Raw genomic sequence first — 16938 nt, 5'->3', positions numbered from 1 at the left:
AAAACTCCTTGTCGTGGTCGGTGGTGGGCGCAGATCAGCCCACGCCACCTTCCATCTGGATTTCGATGAGGCGATTGAGCTCGAGTGCGTATTCCATCGGCAGCTCGCGAGCGATCGGCTCGACGAACCCGCGCACGATCATCGCCATTGCCTCGGTCTCCTCCATGCCGCGGCTCATGAGGTAGAAGAGCTGATCCTCGCTCACCTTCGACACGGTCGCCTCATGACCCAGCGTCACATCGTCCTCACGGATGTCGATGTACGGGTAGGTGTCGGAGCGAGAGATGTTGTCGACCAGAAGTGCGTCACAGAGGACATTGTTCGACGAGCCCTTGGCTCCGGGGTGCACGTGGACGAGTCCGCGGTACCCGGAACGTCCGCCGCCACGGGCCACGGACTTCGCAACGATCGAGGAGTGGGTGTTCGGAGCGGCGTGAACCATCTTCGCACCGGTGTCCTGGTGCTGGCCCTCGCCGGCGAATGCCACGGACAGCGTCTCGCCGCGTGCGTGCTCACCGGTCAGCCAGATGGCCGGGTACTTCATGGTGACCTTCGAGCCGATGTTGCCGTCGACCCATTCCATGGAAGCGCCCTCTTCGGCGATCGCACGCTTGGTGACGAGGTTGTACACGTTGTTCGACCAGTTCTGGATGGTCGTGTAGCGAACCTTCGCGTCCTTCTTGGCCACGATCTCGACGACTGCGGAGTGCAGTGAGTCGGTCTTGTAGATCGGTGCGGTGCAGCCCTCGACGTAGTGCACTGACGAGCCTTCGTCGGCGATGATGAGGGTGCGCTCGAACTGGCCCATGTTCTCCGTGTTGATGCGGAAATAGGCCTGCAGAGGGATCTCCACGTGGACGCCCTTGGGGACGTAGACGAAGGAACCGCCCGACCAGACTGCGGTGTTGAGCGCCGAGAACTTGTTGTCTCCGGCGGGGATGATCGAGCCGAAGTACTCTTCGAAGATCTCCGGGTACTCGCGCAGCCCGGTGTCGGTGTCCATGAAGATGACACCCTGCTTCTCGAGCTCTTCGTTGATCTGGTGGTAGACGACCTCGGACTCGTACTGAGCGGCCACACCTGCGACGAGACGCTGCTTCTCAGCCTCGGGGATGCCGAGCTTGTCGTAGGTGTTGCGGATGTCCTCGGGCAGATCGTCCCAGGACGTCGCCTGACCCTCTGTCGAGCGCACGAAGTACTTGATGTCGTCGAAGTGGATGCCGGTGAGGTCTGCACCCCAGCTGGGCATCGGCTTCTTCTCAAACAGCTTGAGCGCCTTGAGTCGGCGCTGCAGCATCCAGTCCGGCTCGTCCTTCAACTTCGAGATGTTGCGGACGACGTCTTCTGAGAGACCGCGAGCCGCGAACTCTCCAGCGTCGTTTCCGTCGTGCCAACCGTATGCGTACTGCCCGAGGTCTTTGAGCTCGGGGTTAGCATCGATGATCCGATTGCCTGTGTCAGTCATCGTGAACCTCCTTGAGGTCGATCATTGCTGTGGATGAGTGGTCTGGTGAGTTCCGAGGTCGGAATGTGGGTGGTGCAGACATGGTCGCCGTGGGCCAATGAGGACAGACGACGAACATCGACGCCCAGGTAGTCCGAGAACATGGCGAGCTCTGCTTCGCAGATCTCGGGGAACTCGGAGGCGACTGCCTGGATCGGACAATGCCCTTGGCACAGCTGCATCGCTTCGAGAGGGGTGCCGGCCGCCACCGGTGTCGCCGAGGCAGCATATCCCTCCTTTGTCAATGCCGCAGCCAGTCCCCGGGAGCGGGAAGCCACTGTGGTGCCTCCCCGTCGATCCAGTTCCCCGCCGAGGCGGTCGCGGAGTTTCGCAACCAGGTCCTCGGTGAACTCCTCAACGGCCTCATGGCCGACTCGGTCCTTCATGAACCGGAGGATATCGACTGCCAGCTGGTCGTAGGAATGGGTGACCGACCCATGGCCACGCGAGGTGACCACGTAGTGTCTGGCCGGCCTGCCGCGGCCTGCCTGCTTGCCGGCGAGCTCTCGGACCTCGATGAGGCCCTCGCTCTCCAGCGCATCCATATGACGACGAATCGCCGCAGGAGTCAGGTGAAGACCCTTCGCCAACGCCGAGGCAGTGATCGGCCCTTCATCGAGCACCGATCGAAATACCTTCTCTCGGGTACGGCGATCTTCTGTGTCGTTCGCAGCCATTCTCCACCTCCTTGACTAACACAACACTATTGTTGCGTAATTTGTTTCGTAAAACTAGGTGAGCCTAACTACATGCCGATTCGACGCGTCGTAGAATGGTCTGGTGTCAGATTCGGCCCTCACCATTCGTGGTCTCCATTACTCGTACGGCGCACACCACGTCGTCGACGGGATCGACCTCGATGCCGCCACCGGATCCATCCTCGGTGTACTCGGGCCCAATGGTGCAGGCAAGTCGACGACGATCTCCCTGGCGGTGGGCACACGAGCCCCCGACGCCGGTCGTGTGGAGATCTTCGGCCACGATCCGTTCCGTGACCACGCCTCGACATCGCTGCTCGCAGGCGTCATGCTCCAGGACGGCGGACTGCCGATGAGCGCGAAGCCGCTCCAGGTTCTGCGACACCTCGCGTCGCTCTATCCCAATCCGCTCAGCGTCGATGAACTCGCCGATCCCTTGGGTCTGCACGAGTTCTCCACTCGCACGATCCGGCGCCTGTCGGGGGGCCAGAAGCAACGAGTCGCCCTGGCCGCCGCACTCATCGGCCGACCGCGGCTCGTCTTCCTCGATGAGCCCTGCGCAGGACTCGATCCTCAGGCGCGGGCGGTCGTCCATGATTTCATCCGGGAGCTCGCGGCCGCCTCGGTGGCTGTGGTCCTGACGACCCATGACCTCGCCGAGGCGGAGGAGCTGGCCGATGAGGTCGTCGTCATCGATCGCGGTCGCATCATCGCCCAGGGCGCGCCCGAGGATCTGCGCAACGCCTCCCCCGCCGGTCGCCGTCTCGTCATCACGGTGGGTCAGCCGCTGGAGCCGGCCCCTCGTGAACTCCTGGCCACGATGAATAGGATCGCAGCCACCTCGGTGGTGGGAGCGGCCCTCGTCGTCGACGGGGACCTCGACAGCACCCAGATCGCTGGCCTGTGCACGGCCGTCGCCGAGGCGGGGCTGGCGATCAGGGACATCGACATGCACTCCCAGTCGTTGGCAGATGTGTTCTTCGAACTCACGGGCAGGCCGCTGCGATGAGCCAGATGCCACCGACCAGCCAGAGGCCGCAGATGAGGGCGAAGCGCGTCATCGCGCAGACCAAGTTCGAGACGATCTCCGTACTGCGCAACGGCGAACAGCTGCTGCTCTCACTCATCCTGCCGCTGGGTATGCTCATCTTCCTCGGGAAGGCACCACTGCTCAGCGGCCTCGGCATCGTCGGGCCCGGGGCGGATCCGCTCACCGTGGCGCTGCCCGGTGCGCTGAGCCTGTGCCTGGCCTCGACCGCCTTCACCGGTCAGGCGATCGCCACGGCCTTCGACCGCCGCTACGGGGTGCTGCGACAGCTGGCGACGACGCCGCTGGGCACGAATGGCCTCATCCTCGGCAAGCTCGGCGCAGTCGTCGCCGTCGTCGTCATCCAATTCATCCTTGCCTTTGCCATCGCCGTGGGCCTCGGCTTCAACAGTCCCGTGAACCCACTCGCACTGATCCTGACCACGCTTCTTGGCACCGCAGCGCTGCTGTCCTTAGGCTTGCTCATGGCAGGAACCGTACGGGCAGAGGCCACCCTGGCCGGCGCCAACCTGATCTGGGTGCTCATGGCCGGTGTGGGCGGGCTCGTCATCGCCCATCCGGGAGAATGGGGCACCGTGGTCGGCTATCTGCCCTCCGGCGCGCTCGGTGATGCGATGCGTGCGGCCGTCGGTGGTGCCGGCTTCGACATCAAAGCTTTGATCGTGCTCCTCGCGTGGGGGCTGCTGGGAACCTTTGCGGCACGCAGGTGGTTCCGATTCGAATGAGGAGAGAAATGGTCACTAAGAGGATTCGTGTCGCTGCATGGGCCATGCTCATCGCGCAGTCCGTCATCATCGTCAGCGGCGGCATCGTCCGCCTCACCGGCTCCGGCCTCGGGTGCACGGACTGGCCCAAGTGCACCCCCGATTCGCTCGTGACCACCCCGGAGATGGGCATCCACGGCCTCATCGAATTCGGCAACCGCACGCTGGCGGTGGCGCTGGCCATGCTCGGCGTCGTCATCTTCTTCATGCTCTGGAAGCATCGGAAGCAGCGCCGTGACCTGTTCTGGCTCAACCTCGGGCTGCTGGCCATCGTGCCCGTCCAGGCCATCGTCGGCGGCATCACCGTGTGGACGAAGCTCAACCCGTGGGTCGTGGCCGGACACTTCGTGCCCTCTGCCATCGCCGTCGGCGTCGCCGCGTACTTCGTTCGCCGCACCTACGACACCGGCGTGCGCACAGCTGAGAAGGCTCCGTCTCCGTTGCCGGCGCTCGGTTGGACCATCCTCGGGCTGACCGCGATCGTTGTCATCTTCGGTGTCCTCACCACGGGCGCGGGACCGCACTCGGGTTCGACGATGTCGACCCGCAACGGCCTCGACAACATCTGGATCACCCGCGCACATGCTGCCCCGGTCTGGCTGCTGGTCATCGCGACCATCTCCTCGCTCGTCCTGGCAGTGAAGAAGCACACCGTCATGGTCCGACCGCTGGTCGTGCTCCTCATCATCGAGGTGCTGCAGGGGATCATCGGCTACGTCCAGTACTTCACCGGCGTGCCCATCGTGCTCGTGGCATTCCATATGATCGGCATCTCGGCTACTATCGCGGCAAGCGTTGCCGTCCTCGACAGCGCATACCCGAGGAGCACCCATCATGCCGACACCGATCACGCCGTGCCTGTGGTTCACTGACCACGCCGAGGAGGCGATGGAGTTCTACTCCTCCGTCTTCCCCAACTCGCACATCGTCTCCATCGACCGCTACCCCGATGAATCCCTCGACCCGCATTACGCGGGGATGCGCGGCAAGGTCATCAATGGGGTCTTCGAGCTCGACGGCACTCGCTTCATCTGCCTCGACGGCGGACCTGCATTCACGTTCAACGAGGCGATCTCACTGACCGTCAGATGTCGTGATCAGGCCGAGATCGACCACTACTGGTCAGCGCTGTCGGCCGTTCCCGCCAGCGAGCAGTGCGGCTGGCTCAAGGACAAGTACGGGATCAGCTGGCAGATTGTTCCGGCCCACCTCGACGAGCTGATGACCGGAGATGCCCAGGTCAAGGCGCTGATGGGGATGAAGAAGATCGTCATCGAGGAACTCGTCAACGCAGGCTGAGCAGCTCCTACGCTGCGGCTTCGGATGCGGCGGCAGCGGATGGGTCGGGGTTGGGACCTACCAGAATCCGGGGAGGACGAACGGGTCGATCGCGACTGCGAGGAAGAGCAGTGACAAGTAGGTGATCGAGCCGTGGAAGACCTTCATCGCCTTCAGCGAGGTTCCGCTCTTGCCCTTCTTCGCCCGGGAGACGAGTGCATAGCAGGAGAACAGGAACCAAGCGCCCGCGAGAACCGCAACGCCTGTGTAGACAGGGCCCATCGGGGCGAGCGGAATGAGTGCCAGCGAGCAGGCCACCATCGCCCAGGTGTAGGCGATCATCTGGCGGCCGACGTTCGTCGGCGGGACCTTCGATGGCAGCATCGGAACGTCTGCGGCATCGTAGTCGGCCTTGTACTTGATCGCCAGCGGCCAGTAGTGCGGCGGCGTCCAGAAGAAGACGACGAGGAAGAGCAGGAGTGGTTCCCAGGCCAGTCCGCCGGTGACGGCAGACCAGCCGATGAGCACAGGCATGCAGCCCGCGGCGCCGCCCCAGACGATGTTCTGTGTGGTACGACGCTTGAGGATCAGCGTGTAGAAGACCGCGTAGAGCAGGATCGCGCAGGCGGTGAGTCCAGCGGTCACCCAGTTCGTGAAGCCGCCGAGCCAGAAGATCGACCCCAGGCCCAGTGCGAAGGCGAAGATGAGTGCGGCCCGTGGTGTGATCTCACCGGTCACGAGTGGGCGATGCTTGGTGCGTTCCATCTTCGCGTCGATGTCACGATCGACGTAGCAGTTGAAGACCGAAGCGGAGGCCGCGGCAGCTGCGCCCCCGATGAGGGTATTGATGACCAGCCAGATATTCGGCATTCCCTGCGCGGCGAGGAACATCACCGGAGCAGTGGTCACCAGCAGGAGTTCGATCACTCGAGGCTTGGTCAGTGCGATGTAGGCACTGATGATCGAGCGGGGGCGTTTTGAGAGTCGTTCCTCGTCGATTGCCCTCTGCAGAGGACGTTCACTCTGCGTGTCCTGGTTCTGACGAAGTTCACTCACGATGTCGATTCTACCCTCTGTCGAATTTTTTGCCAGTCGGCGTGGGCTGTGTTTCGGAGACGGAATCTGCACCAGATCTGAGTCACAGAATACAGATGCCCAGAGCCACCACCGCGAAGAGGAACTGCGGTCGGCGATCTCACCCCTCGCGTTTAGGACCCGGCACGGTAGAGTTTGAGTGCACGCCTCTAAGACGAACGAAGGATCGCTCGAAGACATGAACTCCCTGTCCTGGACAGAACTCGACAACCGCGCAGTCGACACCGCCCGCCTCCTCGCCGCAGATGCAGTGCAGAAGGCCGGACACGGTCACCCCGGAACTGCAATGAGTCTTGCTCCCGTTGCACATTACCTCTACCAGTACGGTCTCAATCATGATCCTGCCGATCCGAGCTGGGCCGGCCGCGATCGCTTCGTTCTCTCCTGCGGGCACAGCTCGCTGACCCAGTACGTCCAGCTCTACCTCTCGGGCTTCGGCCTCGAGCTCGACGATCTGAAGGCGCTGCGCACCTGGGGTTCACTGACTCCCGGCCACCCGGAGGTCGGACACACTGCAGGCGTCGAGATCACGACGGGACCGCTGGGATCCGGCCTCGCCTCGGCGGTGGGAATGGCCATGGCCTCTCGCCGCGAACGCGGCCTCTTCGATCCTGATGCTGCTCCCGGTGCCTCGCCCTTCGATCATTCCGTCGTCGTCCTGGCATCCGACGGCGACCTCGAGGAAGGCGTCTCGGGTGAGGCGTCGTCCCTTGCCGGAACCCAGGAACTGTCCAACCTGGTCGTGATCTGGGACGACAACCGGATCTCCATCGAAGACGACACCGCGATCGCCTTCAGCGAGGACACCGCAGCCCGCTACGCCGCGTACGGCTGGCACGTCCAGCACGTCGATTTCAGAGCCGGCGACGAGTACGAGGAAGACGTGGAAGCCTTCCACGCCGCCATGGAAGCGGCAAAGACTGATCCCCGCCCCTCCTTCATCCGTCTCTCGACCATCATCGCCTGGCCCGCACCGAACGCGCAGAACACCGGCGGCTCCCACGGTTCCGCACTCGGCGCCGACGAGATCAAGGCGACGAAGGAGATCCTCGGATTCGATCCCGAAGAGACCTTCACAGTGCCCGCAGAGGTGCTCAACCACACTCGCTCGGCACTGGACCGCGGCCGCGGAGCCCACATCGAGTGGGACGAGTCCTACAACGCCTGGCGCGAGGCGAACCCGGCCAACGCCGAACTCTTCGACCGCCTGGCCAAGCGCGAACTTCCTGCCGGACTCGACAACCAGTTCCCTGTCTTCGAAACCAGTGCCAAGGGCATTGCGACTCGCGCCGCCTCCGGGCAGGTCCTCAACGCCATCGCGGCAACCATGCCCGAACTGTGGGGCGGATCCGCCGACCTCGCCGGATCGAACAACACACTGATCAAGGGCGACCCGAGCTTCCTGCCCGAACATCGTTCGACCGGAGCATTCTCCGGTAACGCTTACGGGCGCAACATCCACTTCGGCGTCCGCGAATTCTCTGCCGGACTCATCGGCAACGGCATCGCCCTGCACGGCGGCACGCGCCCCTACAGCGGCACCTTCCTCGTCTTCAGCGACTACCAGCGTCCGGCCATACGGTTGGCCGCTCTGCAGCAGCTGCCTAACGTGTTCGTGTGGACCCACGATTCGATCGGCCTCGGCGAAGATGGACCGACGCACCAGCCGATCGAGCATCTCTCCGCCTTGCGTGCGATTCCCGGTCTTGATCTGGTGCGTCCAGCAGACGCGAATGAGACTTCGGTCGTGTGGCGCAGGATCCTCGATCGCACGGACGGTCCCAGCGGACTCGTGCTCACCCGTCAGGCCGTTCCGGTCCTCGACCGTGAGAAGTACGCACCTGCCTCCGAGGCGGCTCGTGGCGGCTACGTTCTCTTCGACACTGCGGATGAGCCCGAGGTGGCCATCCTCGCCAGCGGTTCCGAGGTCGCCATTGCGAGCGCAGCAGCCGAAGAGCTGCAGGCCGCAGGCACCGCCGCACGAGTCATTTCGATGCCGTGCCAGGAATGGTTCGACGCTCAGCCCGAGGACTACCGCAGAGCGGTCCTCCCCCGTGCCCTCAAGGCTCGCGTGAGCATCGAAGCCGCCTCGGCGATGAGCTGGCACAAGTACCTCGGCGATGCCGGTCGTGCCGTGTCGATCGAGCACTTCGGCGCTTCGGCCGATTACGCGACATTGTACGAGAAATTCGGAATCACCCCGGCTGCGGTCGTCACCGCCGCGAAGGAATCGATCGCAGCGGCGAAGGCGGACGCATGAGCAGCAATCTGGCACAGCTGAGCGAGCACGGAGTCTCCATCTGGCTCGATGACCTGTCACGGACACGTCTCGAGTCCGGCGACCTGGCGCGCCTCATCGAGGACTCGAACGTCACCGGAGTGACGACGAACCCGACGATCTTCGCAAATGCCATCGCCGGGTCGGACAGCTATGACTCCGCCGTCGCAGAGCTCGGCGAGGCCAAGGTCTCCGCCGATGAGGCGATCGAGTCCCTGACCACCTCGGACGTCGCAGCCGCGGCCAGACTCTTCCGTCCTGTCTACGACGCCACCAACGGCGAGGACGGGCGCGTGTCGATTGAGGTCGCTCCCCCGCTGGCACACGATGCCGAGGGCACCGTCGCGGCGGCGAAGACTCTGTGGGAGCGCGTCGGCGAACCCAATGCGATGATCAAGATCCCCGCGACCGAAGCCGGTCTGCGTGCGATCTCCGAGACCATCGCAGCAGGCATCAGCGTCAACGTCACCTTGGTGTTCTCCCTGACCCGCTACCGTCATGTCGTCGAAGCCTTTCTCCAGGGCCTGGAGAAGGCTCGTGCCGCCGGGCATGATCTCAGTCAGATCAAGTCGGTGGCCTCGATCTTCGTCTCTCGCGTGGATGCGGAGATCGACGCACGGCTGGACGCCCTCGATGATCCGGCCGGGGCAGAGCTCAAGGGGCGGGCGGGAATCGCGAACTGCGTGCTGGCCCATGAGATCCACTCGCAGCTGTTCACGTCCGAGCGCTTCCGGGTCCTCGAACTCGCGGGCGCCACACCGCAGCGACTGCTGTGGGCGTCGACCGGAGTCAAGAACCCCGACTACCCCGACACGATGTACGTGGCTGGACTCGTTGCCCAGAACACTGTGAATACGATGCCTGAACCTACGATGCGGGCCTTCGCCGACCATGGTGAAGTGACTGCCGAGATCTCACCGGAGAACTACCGGGCCGCCGACGAGGTCTTCGACCGTCTGGCACGGCTCGGAATCGACTATGCGGAGGTGATGACCGTGCTTGAGACGCAAGGTCTTGAGAAGTTCGACGTCAGTTGGGCGGAGCTGCAGGATACGATTCGCACTGCCTTGGACCGCGCATGAGACTCCAGCACAGCGTTCCGGTCTCTGAGGACTATGAGGCCGAGGTAGGGCGCCTCCTCGAAGCGCGTGTCCCCTCCCGCCTGGCGGCCAAGGATGCGTCGTTGTTCACCGACGACGAGCAGCCCGTGCCGCGCATGGGCTGGGTGGACCTGCCGCAGCGGGCTGCGGAGCTCGTCGACGAGATCGAGGCTCTGCGGACCCGACTGGAGGCGCAGGGTCTGCGCTCGATCAGCCTTACGGGGATGGGCGGTTCCTCGCTGGCCCCGGAGGTCATGGCCCAGTCCGCGGGGGTCAGGCTCGAGGTCGTGGATTCAACCGATCCCAATCAGGTCGCCGAGGCGATCGGGACCGATCTGTCCCACACCGTCCTGATCGTCGCTTCCAAATCAGGCACGACGATCGAGACAGATGCGATTCGCCGCGCATTCTCAGCGGCCTTCGAATCGGTGGGGATCGATCCAGCGTCTCGTCTGATCGCCATCACCGATCCGGGGACCGAACTCGACGCTTTGGCCACCGAGCAGGGCTTTCTGGCCACCTTCCACGCGGATGCGACCGTCGGCGGGCGCTACAGTGCGCTGTCGGCCTTCGGCCTCGTCCCTGCCGGTCTTGCCGGTGTCGACGTCCGCGTGATCGCGGAGTCGGCGGCAGAGGCTGTCGGCGGTCTGGGAACCGATGCTCCTGACAATCCGGCAGTGCAGTTCGGAACCTGGCTGGGCATCGGTCATGCCAGGGCAACAGAGAAGCTGGTACTCGCCGAGACCACCCCTGCGTTGTCAGGGATGAGCAAATGGGTCGAACAGCTCGTGGCCGAGTCCTTGGGCAAGGACGGTCAGGGCATCCTGCCCGTCGTCGTCGACGGTGCCGCTGACGTCGGCTTCTTCGACGCGCGTGCAGACGCCATGCTGTGCACTTTGGGTCCCGCCACCGAGGTCGAGGCACCATCCGGTTTCAACTCGGAACTCGAAGGTGACCTTGGTGAGCTGTTCGTCTTCTGGGAGTTCGCCACTGCGATCGCCGGCTACAGCATCGGAGTCGATCCCTTCGACCAGCCGGATGTTGAGGCCGCTAAGGAACATGCCAGGCAAGCCCTCTCGCACGGTTCCTCGGCAGCACCTCCACAGCCTTCGTTCCGCGAGGAACAGGTCGAGGTCTTCGGTGAGTTCGAGGAGGCGACTGACCTCGTCGGCGCCATCGGAGAGCTCTTCGCACAGGTCGACGAGTACGGATTCGTAGGCGTCCAGGCTTTCCTCGACCGTATCGCCGACGCCGATGCCGAAGGCCTCCGAGCCCTCGTCTCACAGCATTCGGGTGTGCAGACGACGTTCGGATTCGGACCGCGCTATCTGCATTCGACAGGCCAATACCACAAGGGCGGTCACCCCAACGGTGTGTTCCTGCAGATCACAGCCGAACCCCGGACGGATCTGCTGGTTCCCGGTCGCCCCTATGGCTTCACTGAGCTGCAGCGCGCGCAGGCCCTCGGCGATGCCGCGGCTCTGCGTGAGAAGGGACGCCCCGTGCTCAGGGTTCACCTGCTCGACCGTGCACAGGGCCTTGATCAGCTGCGTCGCGCGATCGCAGACGTGGAGCCTCGGCACCACTACGGAGTCGACTGACTTCCGACCTGCGCTGGTCTCAGACCTGAACTGACCTCAGACCTGCGCTGACTTCTGGCTGGAGGTCATTCCTCTGGGCACGACGAAGGACCCTGACCAATCGGTCAGGGTCCTTCGCTTTGGCAGATAAACTGCGCGTCGTGGTGGCTGGATCGCCGAGGTGGACTCAGACGATGGTCCGTCCACAGCGCTCAGACAGCGCCTTCGCAGCCAAGAGGTGGCTCGCGCAGGCAGACTCGGCTGACGTCTCAGTCAGGCGTTGAAACGGGTGATGAGGCCCAACAGGATGATGCATGCGCCCCAGATGATCGCCATCAGAGTCGTGAACCGGTTGAGATTGCGCTCAGCCACGCCTGAGGATCCCAGCGACGAGGACATGCCGCCACCGAACATGTCTGACATGCCTCCGCCCTTGCCTTTGTGCATGAGGATGAGGAGTGTCAGGAAGATGCTCGTGAGGACGAGCAGCACAATGAGTATGATGTTGAGGATTTCCACGTCGAGAACTACCTATATTTCGTCAGAGGATTTGTTGGCCAGTCTACTTTGCTACTGCGGCCTTGCACAAAGCGGCGAAATCAGGCCCGTTGAGGCTCGCTCCCCCGACAAGTGCGCCGTCGACATCCTCGGAGGCCAGGATCTGCGCGACGTTGTCGGTCTTGACCGAACCGCCGTAGAGGATCCGGGTGCTCGACGCCAATGCGGAGCCGTACTTCTCTTCCAGGCGGGCGCGGATGGCCGCGGCCATCTCGGCTGCGTCCTCTGCCGTCGCGGTCTCCCCTGTGCCGATCGCCCAGACAGGTTCGTACGCGATGACGAGTCCTTCGAGTGCGGCGGCATCGAGGCCGGCCAGGGACTCCTCGAGCTGCGTCAGGGTGAAGTCCACGTGGGTCTTCTCCTGACGCTGTTCCAATGACTCACCGATGCACAGGATGGGTGTGATCTCCTGCGCCAGTGCGGCCTTGACCTTGGCTGCGACCACGTCGTTGGTCTCGCCGTTGTGCGCACGCCGCTCGCTGTGACCGACGACGACATATGTGCAGCCGAGTCGGGCCAGGAACGATGCTGCGATCTCTCCGGTGTGCGCTCCCGGTTCGTGCTGGGAGACGTCCTGTGCACCGTAGGTCAGCCACAGTTTGTCACCCTGGATGAGGGTCTGCACGGATCGGATGTCGGTGAAGGGAGGAATGACGACGACATCGCACTGCGACCCGTCGAGTTTGGCGTCCTCAAGTGCCCAAGCAAGCTTCTGGACACTCGAGATCGCTTCGAGATGATCGTGGTTCATCTTCCAGTTGCCGGCCAGCAGCAGGGTCCGATCGCTCATTGTCGTCTTCTTTCTCACGCGAGTGCTTCGAGTCCGGGCAGTGTCTTGCCTTCGAGGTATTCGAGGCTGGCACCGCCTCCTGTGGAGATGTGCCCGAACTCGTCATCGCCGAAGCCGAGTGTGCGCACGGCAGCAGCAGAGTCGCCTCCGCCGACGACAGTCAGCCGAGACGAGTCGGTGCCTGGCTTGTTGGTCAGTGCCGCTGCCACTGCCTTGGTTCCGGCGGCGAAGGCGGGGAATTCGAAGACCCCCATGGGGCCGTTCCAGAAGACGGTGGTCGAGTCTGAGATCACCTCAGCATAGGCTTTGGCCGATTCGGGACCGATGTCGAGGCCCAGACCCTGCGCACCTGCCTGTGTCGACTCGAGCTCCGCGACGGGGCGCACCCAGTTCTCGGCGTCGGCGGCGAAGGACGCGGCCATCACGATGTCCGTGGGCAGGACGATGTTCGCGCCCCCGCCTTCTGCACGTTTGAGGTAGCCCTTGACGTCGTCGATCCGATCCTTCTCCACGAGACTCGATCCGATATCGTGGCCGAGCGCGGCGAGGAAGGTGAAGACCATTCCGCCGCCGATGAGCAGGTTGTCAGCACGATCGATGAGATTGTCGATGACGCCGAGCTTGTCTGAGACCTTCGATCCGCCGAGGACGACCGTGAATGGTGCTTGTGGCGAGTTCAGCAGTCGATCACTGACTTCGACCTCGGCCCGCACGAGGGATCCGGCGTAGTGCGGCAGCAGGGCTGCGATGTCATAGACCGATGCCTGTTTGCGGTGGACGACTCCGAAGCCGTCGGAGACGAAGTCATCCGCCAGTGCGGCCAGCTGCTCGGCGAAGGCCTTCCGCTCACCATCGTCCTTGGACGTCTCTCCGGAGTTGAAGCGCAGATTTTCGAGCAGGAGGACTTCACCGTCACCCAGTGCCGCCGCTTTGGTCGTCGCTTCGTCACCGACGGTATCGGCAGCGAATACAACGTCGCGACCGATCGCCTCGGCGAGTTCTGGAGCCAGCGGATGCAGCGAGAACTGCGGATCGGGAGCGCCCTTGGGCCGCCCCAGGTGGGACATGACGATCACCCGGGCCCCCGCCTCGGCGAGGGACTTGATCGTGCCGGCCGAGGCCAGGATGCGCCCACGGTCGGTGATCGTGCCCTCGTCCATCGGCACGTTCAGGTCGCTGCGAACGAGGACCGTGCGGTGGGAGAAGATCTGCGGGTCGTCGTATGTCCTCATTTGTTCCTTTCACCGAGGATGTAGCTGACCATGTCCTTGAGGCGGTTGGTGTAGCCCCATTCGTTGTCGTACCAGGCCACGACTTTGATCTGGTTGCCAAGCGTCATTGTGAGCTGGGAATCCACGATCGCCGAGGCGGTGGTGCCGACGATATCGGTGGACACCAGAGGTGCCGTGGAGTATTCGAGGTACGGCGAGGACTCTGCTGCCTTCGCCAGGATCTCGTTGACTTCCTCGGTCGTGGCACCCTTCTTCGGGGTGAAGGTGAAGTCGATGATCGATCCGGCGGGGACGGGGACGCGAATCGCGAGTCCGTCGAGCTTGCCTGCCAGGTGCGGCATCACCTTGCCGACGGTGCGTGCAGCCCCGGTTGTCGTCGGGACGATGTTGACGGCCGCGGCACGGGCGCGACGCAGGTCGCGATGCGGACCGTCGACGAGCATCTGATCGCCGGTGTAGGCGTGGACCGTGTTGAGCAGGCCGGATTCGACGCCGATAGCGTCATCGACGGCCTTGACGATGGTGGCCATACAGTTCGTCGTGCAGGAGGCGTTGGAGACGACGGTGTGTTGGGACGGGTCGAAGTCGGTTTCGTTGACGCCCATGACAAACGTTCCGTCGACGTCCTTGCCCGGCGCCGAGAGCACGACTGTCTTCACGGTCCCGCCGAGGTGGACCTCGGCCTGATCGCGTCGGGTGAAAATGCCTGTGGATTCGACGACGAGCTCTACATCGTGTGCCGACCAGTCGATCTCGGACGGGTCGGATTGGCTGAGTACTGAGATGGTCTTTCCACCGACGGTCAGAGAGTCCTCTCCGGATTCGACTGTGTGGTCGAAGCGTGGCCACACGGAGTCATAGGCCAGCAGATGAGCCAGGGTCTCGGTGTCGGTGAGATCGTTGATGGCGACGACTTCGAAGTCGGAGGAGGGTTCGAGGGATAGGCGGTACAGGGCACGACCGATACGGCCGAAGCCGTTGATGGCTATTCGTCTCATGCCTCGATCTTAGCGATCTTCGAGCATTTCCGGGGTGAGACTGGCCTCTGTGCCGGGAATTCCCAGATCTTCGGCATGTTTGTCGGCCGTTGACAGCAACCGGCGAATGCGACCGGCGACGGCGTCCTTGGTCATCGGCGGATCAGCCAGCTGGCCCAATTCCTCCAGCGATGCCTGTTTGTGCGTCACACGCAGCTGACCGGCGTAGCGCAGGTGTTCGGGGACCTCGTCGCCGAGGATCTCAAGGGCGCGCTCGACTCGGGCGCCGGCGGCCACTGCCGCTCTGGCGGAGCGGCGCAGGTTCGCATCGTCGAAGTTGGCCAGACGGTTTGCTGTGGCACGGACCTCGCGCCGCATTCGACGCTCCTCCCACACGAGGACGGCACTGTGGGAGCCCATGCGGGTGAGCAGCGCCGCAATGTCGTCACCGTCGCGGATGACGACGCGGTCGACGCCGCGTACCTCGCGTGCCTTCGCACTCAGTCCCAGCCTTCGGGCCGCGCCGACCAGGGCAAGTGCCGCCTCTGGTCCTGGGCAGGTGACTTCGAGGGCAGAGGAACGACCGGGCTCGGTCAGGGATCCGTGGGCGAGGAACGCTCCACGCCAGGCGGCTTCGGCATCGGCGACGGAGCCGTTGACGATTGCAGAGGGCAGTCCACGCACTGGTCGTCCGCGGTTGTCGACGAGACCGGTCTGGCGGGCCAGAGCGCCCCCGTCTCGGGTGACTCGGAGGAGATAGCGGTTCGAGCGGCGGATTCCGGCGGCGTTGATGACGACGATGTCAGCGTATTGGCCGTAGAGGTCCTTGATCTCACTGCGCAGACGCTTCGCTGCCTGTGCGGTGTCGAGTTCGGCTTCGAGCACGATCGAACCGTTGACAAGGTGAAGTGCGGAGGAGAAGCGGAAAATCGCCGACACTTCGGCTTTGCGAGCAGAAGTGCGGGTGATCTTCACCCGTGCCAACTCGTCCTTGACCTGAGCGGTCAGTGCCATTGTTCGTCCTCCTGCGACTGAATTTGCTACCACTGCTCGTCCACGCCGATCCCGGCGTCCACCAACATGTCACGGTAACACGCGGCGAGCTTGAGGGTGTCATGCTGTCCTGCCCGCCGTGAGTGCAGCGGACGGGCCCACAATTTGGCGTTGAACATCTCACGTGCACACCGCTCGAGATCAGGTTCCACCAGTGTTGCGGCCTCGTCGACGAGCACATAGTTCAACTCGAGCGAGGGGGCGTGCCTGTGCAGTGAAACGAGGTGTTCGCTGAGACTGAGATCTCTTGTTTCGCCGTCGCTGGAGCTGAGGTTCAACGTGAGGGACTTCACGGCTTCGGATCGTCCGATCGCTTCCGCAAGGGAGGGGACGAGAAGATGCGGCATCACCGAGGTGTACCAGGAACCGGGACCGAGATTGAGCACATCCGCCTCGGCGACGGCTTCGATCGTCTCGTGTCGGGCCGGTGGGACCGGAGGATCGAGCCGGACGGTCTCGACATGGCCCAGGGTGGAGGCGAGTACGGACTGACCGCGCACGACTTGGAAGGACCCCGGGAACTTCACATCGGCCTCGATCGTCAGGGGGACCGAGGACATGGGCAGAACCCGACCGTGGGCACGCAGCAGCTTGGCCATCCAGTCGAGGCCGGCGACATGATCTCCATGGATCTGCCAAAGAGCCGAGATGAGCAGGTTGCCCACGGAATGTCCGCTGAGCTCTCCGTCGGAGTCGAAACGGTGCTGGATCACGTCCCGCCAGGTCTTCCCCCAGTTGCCGTCGTCGCAGAGGGCGGCCAGAGCCATTCGCAGGTCTCCGGGAGGCAGGCCACCGAGTTCGTCGCGGAGCCTGCCGGAGGACCCTCCGTCATCGGCGACCGTGACGACTGCTGTCAGAGACTCGGTGAGCAGACGGAAGGCGCGCAGAGCAGAGTAGAGGCCATGGCCTCCCCCGAAGGAGACGATCTTGGGTCCCTTGTCTTTGACGGCAGGGATGATCTGCGGGAGATCTTCAGTCTCCAT

At 63.7% G+C, this 16938-nt stretch carries 16 protein-coding genes; 7 read left to right on the top strand and 9 right to left on the bottom strand.

Annotated features, from left to right (window positions below; translation table 11 throughout):
- Positions 1-34 precede the first annotated feature (34 nt).
- Positions 35-1465, bottom strand: coding sequence for a Fe-S cluster assembly protein SufB (gene sufB, locus HU144_RS12320; protein ID WP_198396237.1), 1431 nt, complete (start codon positions 1463-1465; stop codon positions 35-37).
- Positions 1462-2181: a helix-turn-helix transcriptional regulator gene (locus HU144_RS12315; RefSeq protein WP_198396238.1), complete on the bottom strand. Its 720-nt coding sequence runs from the start codon at positions 2179-2181 to the stop codon at positions 1462-1464. The genes sufB and HU144_RS12315 overlap by 4 nt, the downstream gene beginning before the upstream one ends.
- A gap of 103 nt (positions 2182-2284) precedes the next feature.
- On the opposite strand from HU144_RS12315, the gene HU144_RS12310 reads away from it, so the two are divergent.
- From HU144_RS12310 to HU144_RS12295, 4 genes are read left to right on the top strand one after another with little or no spacing between them, the layout of a single operon-like run.
- Positions 2285-3211 carry an ABC transporter ATP-binding protein gene (locus tag HU144_RS12310; RefSeq protein ID WP_235351563.1) on the top strand — a complete coding sequence of 309 codons (927 nt, stop codon included), beginning with the start codon at positions 2285-2287 and terminating at the stop codon, positions 3209-3211.
- 5 nt (positions 3212-3216) lie between these two features.
- On the top strand, positions 3217-3975 hold the full coding sequence (locus HU144_RS12305) for an ABC transporter permease (protein ID WP_235351562.1): 759 nt from the start codon (positions 3217-3219) through the stop codon (positions 3973-3975).
- An 8-nt stretch (positions 3976-3983) separates the two neighbouring features.
- A complete protein-coding gene (locus tag HU144_RS12300; RefSeq protein WP_235351561.1) occupies positions 3984-4886 on the top strand; it encodes a COX15/CtaA family protein in 903 nt (300 codons plus the stop codon).
- Positions 4849-5313 (top strand): VOC family protein, encoded by a 465-nt coding sequence (locus HU144_RS12295; protein WP_235351560.1) that lies wholly within the window; start codon positions 4849-4851, stop codon positions 5311-5313. Before HU144_RS12300 ends, HU144_RS12295 begins: the two co-directional genes overlap by 38 nt.
- A gap of 57 nt (positions 5314-5370) precedes the next feature.
- Here the strand turns inward: HU144_RS12295 and HU144_RS12290 are convergent, their stop codons facing one another.
- Positions 5371-6348, bottom strand: coding sequence for a heme o synthase (locus HU144_RS12290; RefSeq protein WP_198396243.1), 978 nt, complete (start codon positions 6346-6348; stop codon positions 5371-5373).
- A 217-nt stretch (positions 6349-6565) separates the two neighbouring features.
- Between HU144_RS12290 and tkt the strand changes: the two genes are divergently transcribed.
- The 3 genes from tkt to HU144_RS12275 are packed head-to-tail and all read left to right on the top strand — an operon-like array spanning position 6566 to position 11366.
- The gene (gene tkt / locus HU144_RS12285) at positions 6566-8647 is read left to right on the top strand and encodes a transketolase (protein WP_235351559.1); all 2082 of its coding nucleotides are present in this window, start codon (positions 6566-6568) and stop codon (positions 8645-8647) included.
- A complete protein-coding gene (gene tal / locus HU144_RS12280) occupies positions 8644-9747 on the top strand; it encodes a transaldolase (RefSeq protein WP_235351558.1) in 1104 nt (367 codons plus the stop codon). Before tkt ends, tal begins: the two co-directional genes overlap by 4 nt.
- Positions 9744-11366 (top strand): glucose-6-phosphate isomerase, encoded by a 1623-nt coding sequence (locus HU144_RS12275; protein ID WP_235351557.1) that lies wholly within the window; start codon positions 9744-9746, stop codon positions 11364-11366. The genes tal and HU144_RS12275 overlap by 4 nt, the downstream gene beginning before the upstream one ends.
- Positions 11367-11618: 252 nt before the next feature.
- On the opposite strand, the gene secG is transcribed toward HU144_RS12275, so the two are convergent.
- The 6 genes from secG to HU144_RS12245 are packed head-to-tail and all read right to left on the bottom strand — an operon-like array spanning position 11619 to position 16938.
- Positions 11619-11864, bottom strand: coding sequence for a preprotein translocase subunit SecG (secG, locus tag HU144_RS12270; RefSeq protein ID WP_198396247.1), 246 nt, complete (start codon positions 11862-11864; stop codon positions 11619-11621).
- A 43-nt stretch (positions 11865-11907) separates the two neighbouring features.
- Complete coding sequence (gene tpiA, locus HU144_RS12265) at positions 11908-12693, bottom strand: triose-phosphate isomerase (RefSeq protein ID WP_235351556.1); 786 nt, start codon at positions 12691-12693, stop codon at positions 11908-11910.
- Between the two features lie 14 nt (positions 12694-12707).
- The gene (locus HU144_RS12260; protein WP_235351555.1) at positions 12708-13925 is read right to left on the bottom strand and encodes a phosphoglycerate kinase; all 1218 of its coding nucleotides are present in this window, start codon (positions 13923-13925) and stop codon (positions 12708-12710) included.
- The gene (gene gap / locus HU144_RS12255) at positions 13922-14923 is read right to left on the bottom strand and encodes a type I glyceraldehyde-3-phosphate dehydrogenase (RefSeq protein WP_235351554.1); all 1002 of its coding nucleotides are present in this window, start codon (positions 14921-14923) and stop codon (positions 13922-13924) included. The genes HU144_RS12260 and gap overlap by 4 nt, the downstream gene beginning before the upstream one ends.
- A 9-nt stretch (positions 14924-14932) precedes the next feature.
- Entirely contained in the window at positions 14933-15916 is a 984-nt protein-coding gene (gene whiA / locus HU144_RS12250; protein ID WP_009881375.1) for a DNA-binding protein WhiA, read from the bottom strand.
- Between the two features lie 26 nt (positions 15917-15942).
- Complete coding sequence (locus HU144_RS12245; protein WP_198396251.1) at positions 15943-16938, bottom strand: gluconeogenesis factor YvcK family protein; 996 nt, start codon at positions 16936-16938, stop codon at positions 15943-15945.

This window comes from Brevibacterium sp. UCMA 11752 (assembly GCF_021532235.1).
GTDB classification, from domain to species: Bacteria; Actinomycetota; Actinomycetes; order Actinomycetales; family Brevibacteriaceae; genus Brevibacterium; species Brevibacterium antiquum.
The sequence above is the reverse complement of the archived record's forward strand: the minus strand, read 5'-3'. Positions and strand labels throughout refer to the sequence as shown.

Bases quoted from the DNA above. Each gene is read 5' to 3' on its own strand.
- sufB (WP_198396237.1), bottom strand. From the start codon at position 1,465: ATGACTGACACAGGCAATCGGATCATCGATGCTAACCCCGAGCTCAAA.
- HU144_RS12260 (WP_235351555.1), bottom strand. From the start codon at position 13,925: ATGAGGACATACGACGACCCGCAGATCTTCTCCCACCGCACGGTCCTC.
- whiA (WP_009881375.1), bottom strand. From the start codon at position 15,916: ATGGCACTGACCGCTCAGGTCAAGGACGAGTTGGCACGGGTGAAGATC.
- HU144_RS12315 (WP_198396238.1), bottom strand. From the start codon at position 2,181: ATGGCTGCGAACGACACAGAAGATCGCCGTACCCGAGAGAAGGTATTT.
- HU144_RS12245 (WP_198396251.1), bottom strand. From the start codon at position 16,938: ATGGAGACTGAAGATCTCCCGCAGATCATCCCTGCCGTCAAAGACAAG.
- HU144_RS12305 (WP_235351562.1), top strand. From the start codon at position 3,217: ATGCCACCGACCAGCCAGAGGCCGCAGATGAGGGCGAAGCGCGTCATC.
- tal (WP_235351558.1), top strand. From the start codon at position 8,644: ATGAGCAGCAATCTGGCACAGCTGAGCGAGCACGGAGTCTCCATCTGG.
- HU144_RS12275 (WP_235351557.1), top strand. From the start codon at position 9,744: ATGAGACTCCAGCACAGCGTTCCGGTCTCTGAGGACTATGAGGCCGAG.
- HU144_RS12295 (WP_235351560.1), top strand. From the start codon at position 4,849: ATGCCGACACCGATCACGCCGTGCCTGTGGTTCACTGACCACGCCGAG.
- tkt (WP_235351559.1), top strand. From the start codon at position 6,566: ATGAACTCCCTGTCCTGGACAGAACTCGACAACCGCGCAGTCGACACC.
- gap (WP_235351554.1), bottom strand. From the start codon at position 14,923: ATGAGACGAATAGCCATCAACGGCTTCGGCCGTATCGGTCGTGCCCTG.
- HU144_RS12300 (WP_235351561.1), top strand. From the start codon at position 3,984: ATGGTCACTAAGAGGATTCGTGTCGCTGCATGGGCCATGCTCATCGCG.
- tpiA (WP_235351556.1), bottom strand. From the start codon at position 12,693: ATGAGCGATCGGACCCTGCTGCTGGCCGGCAACTGGAAGATGAACCAC.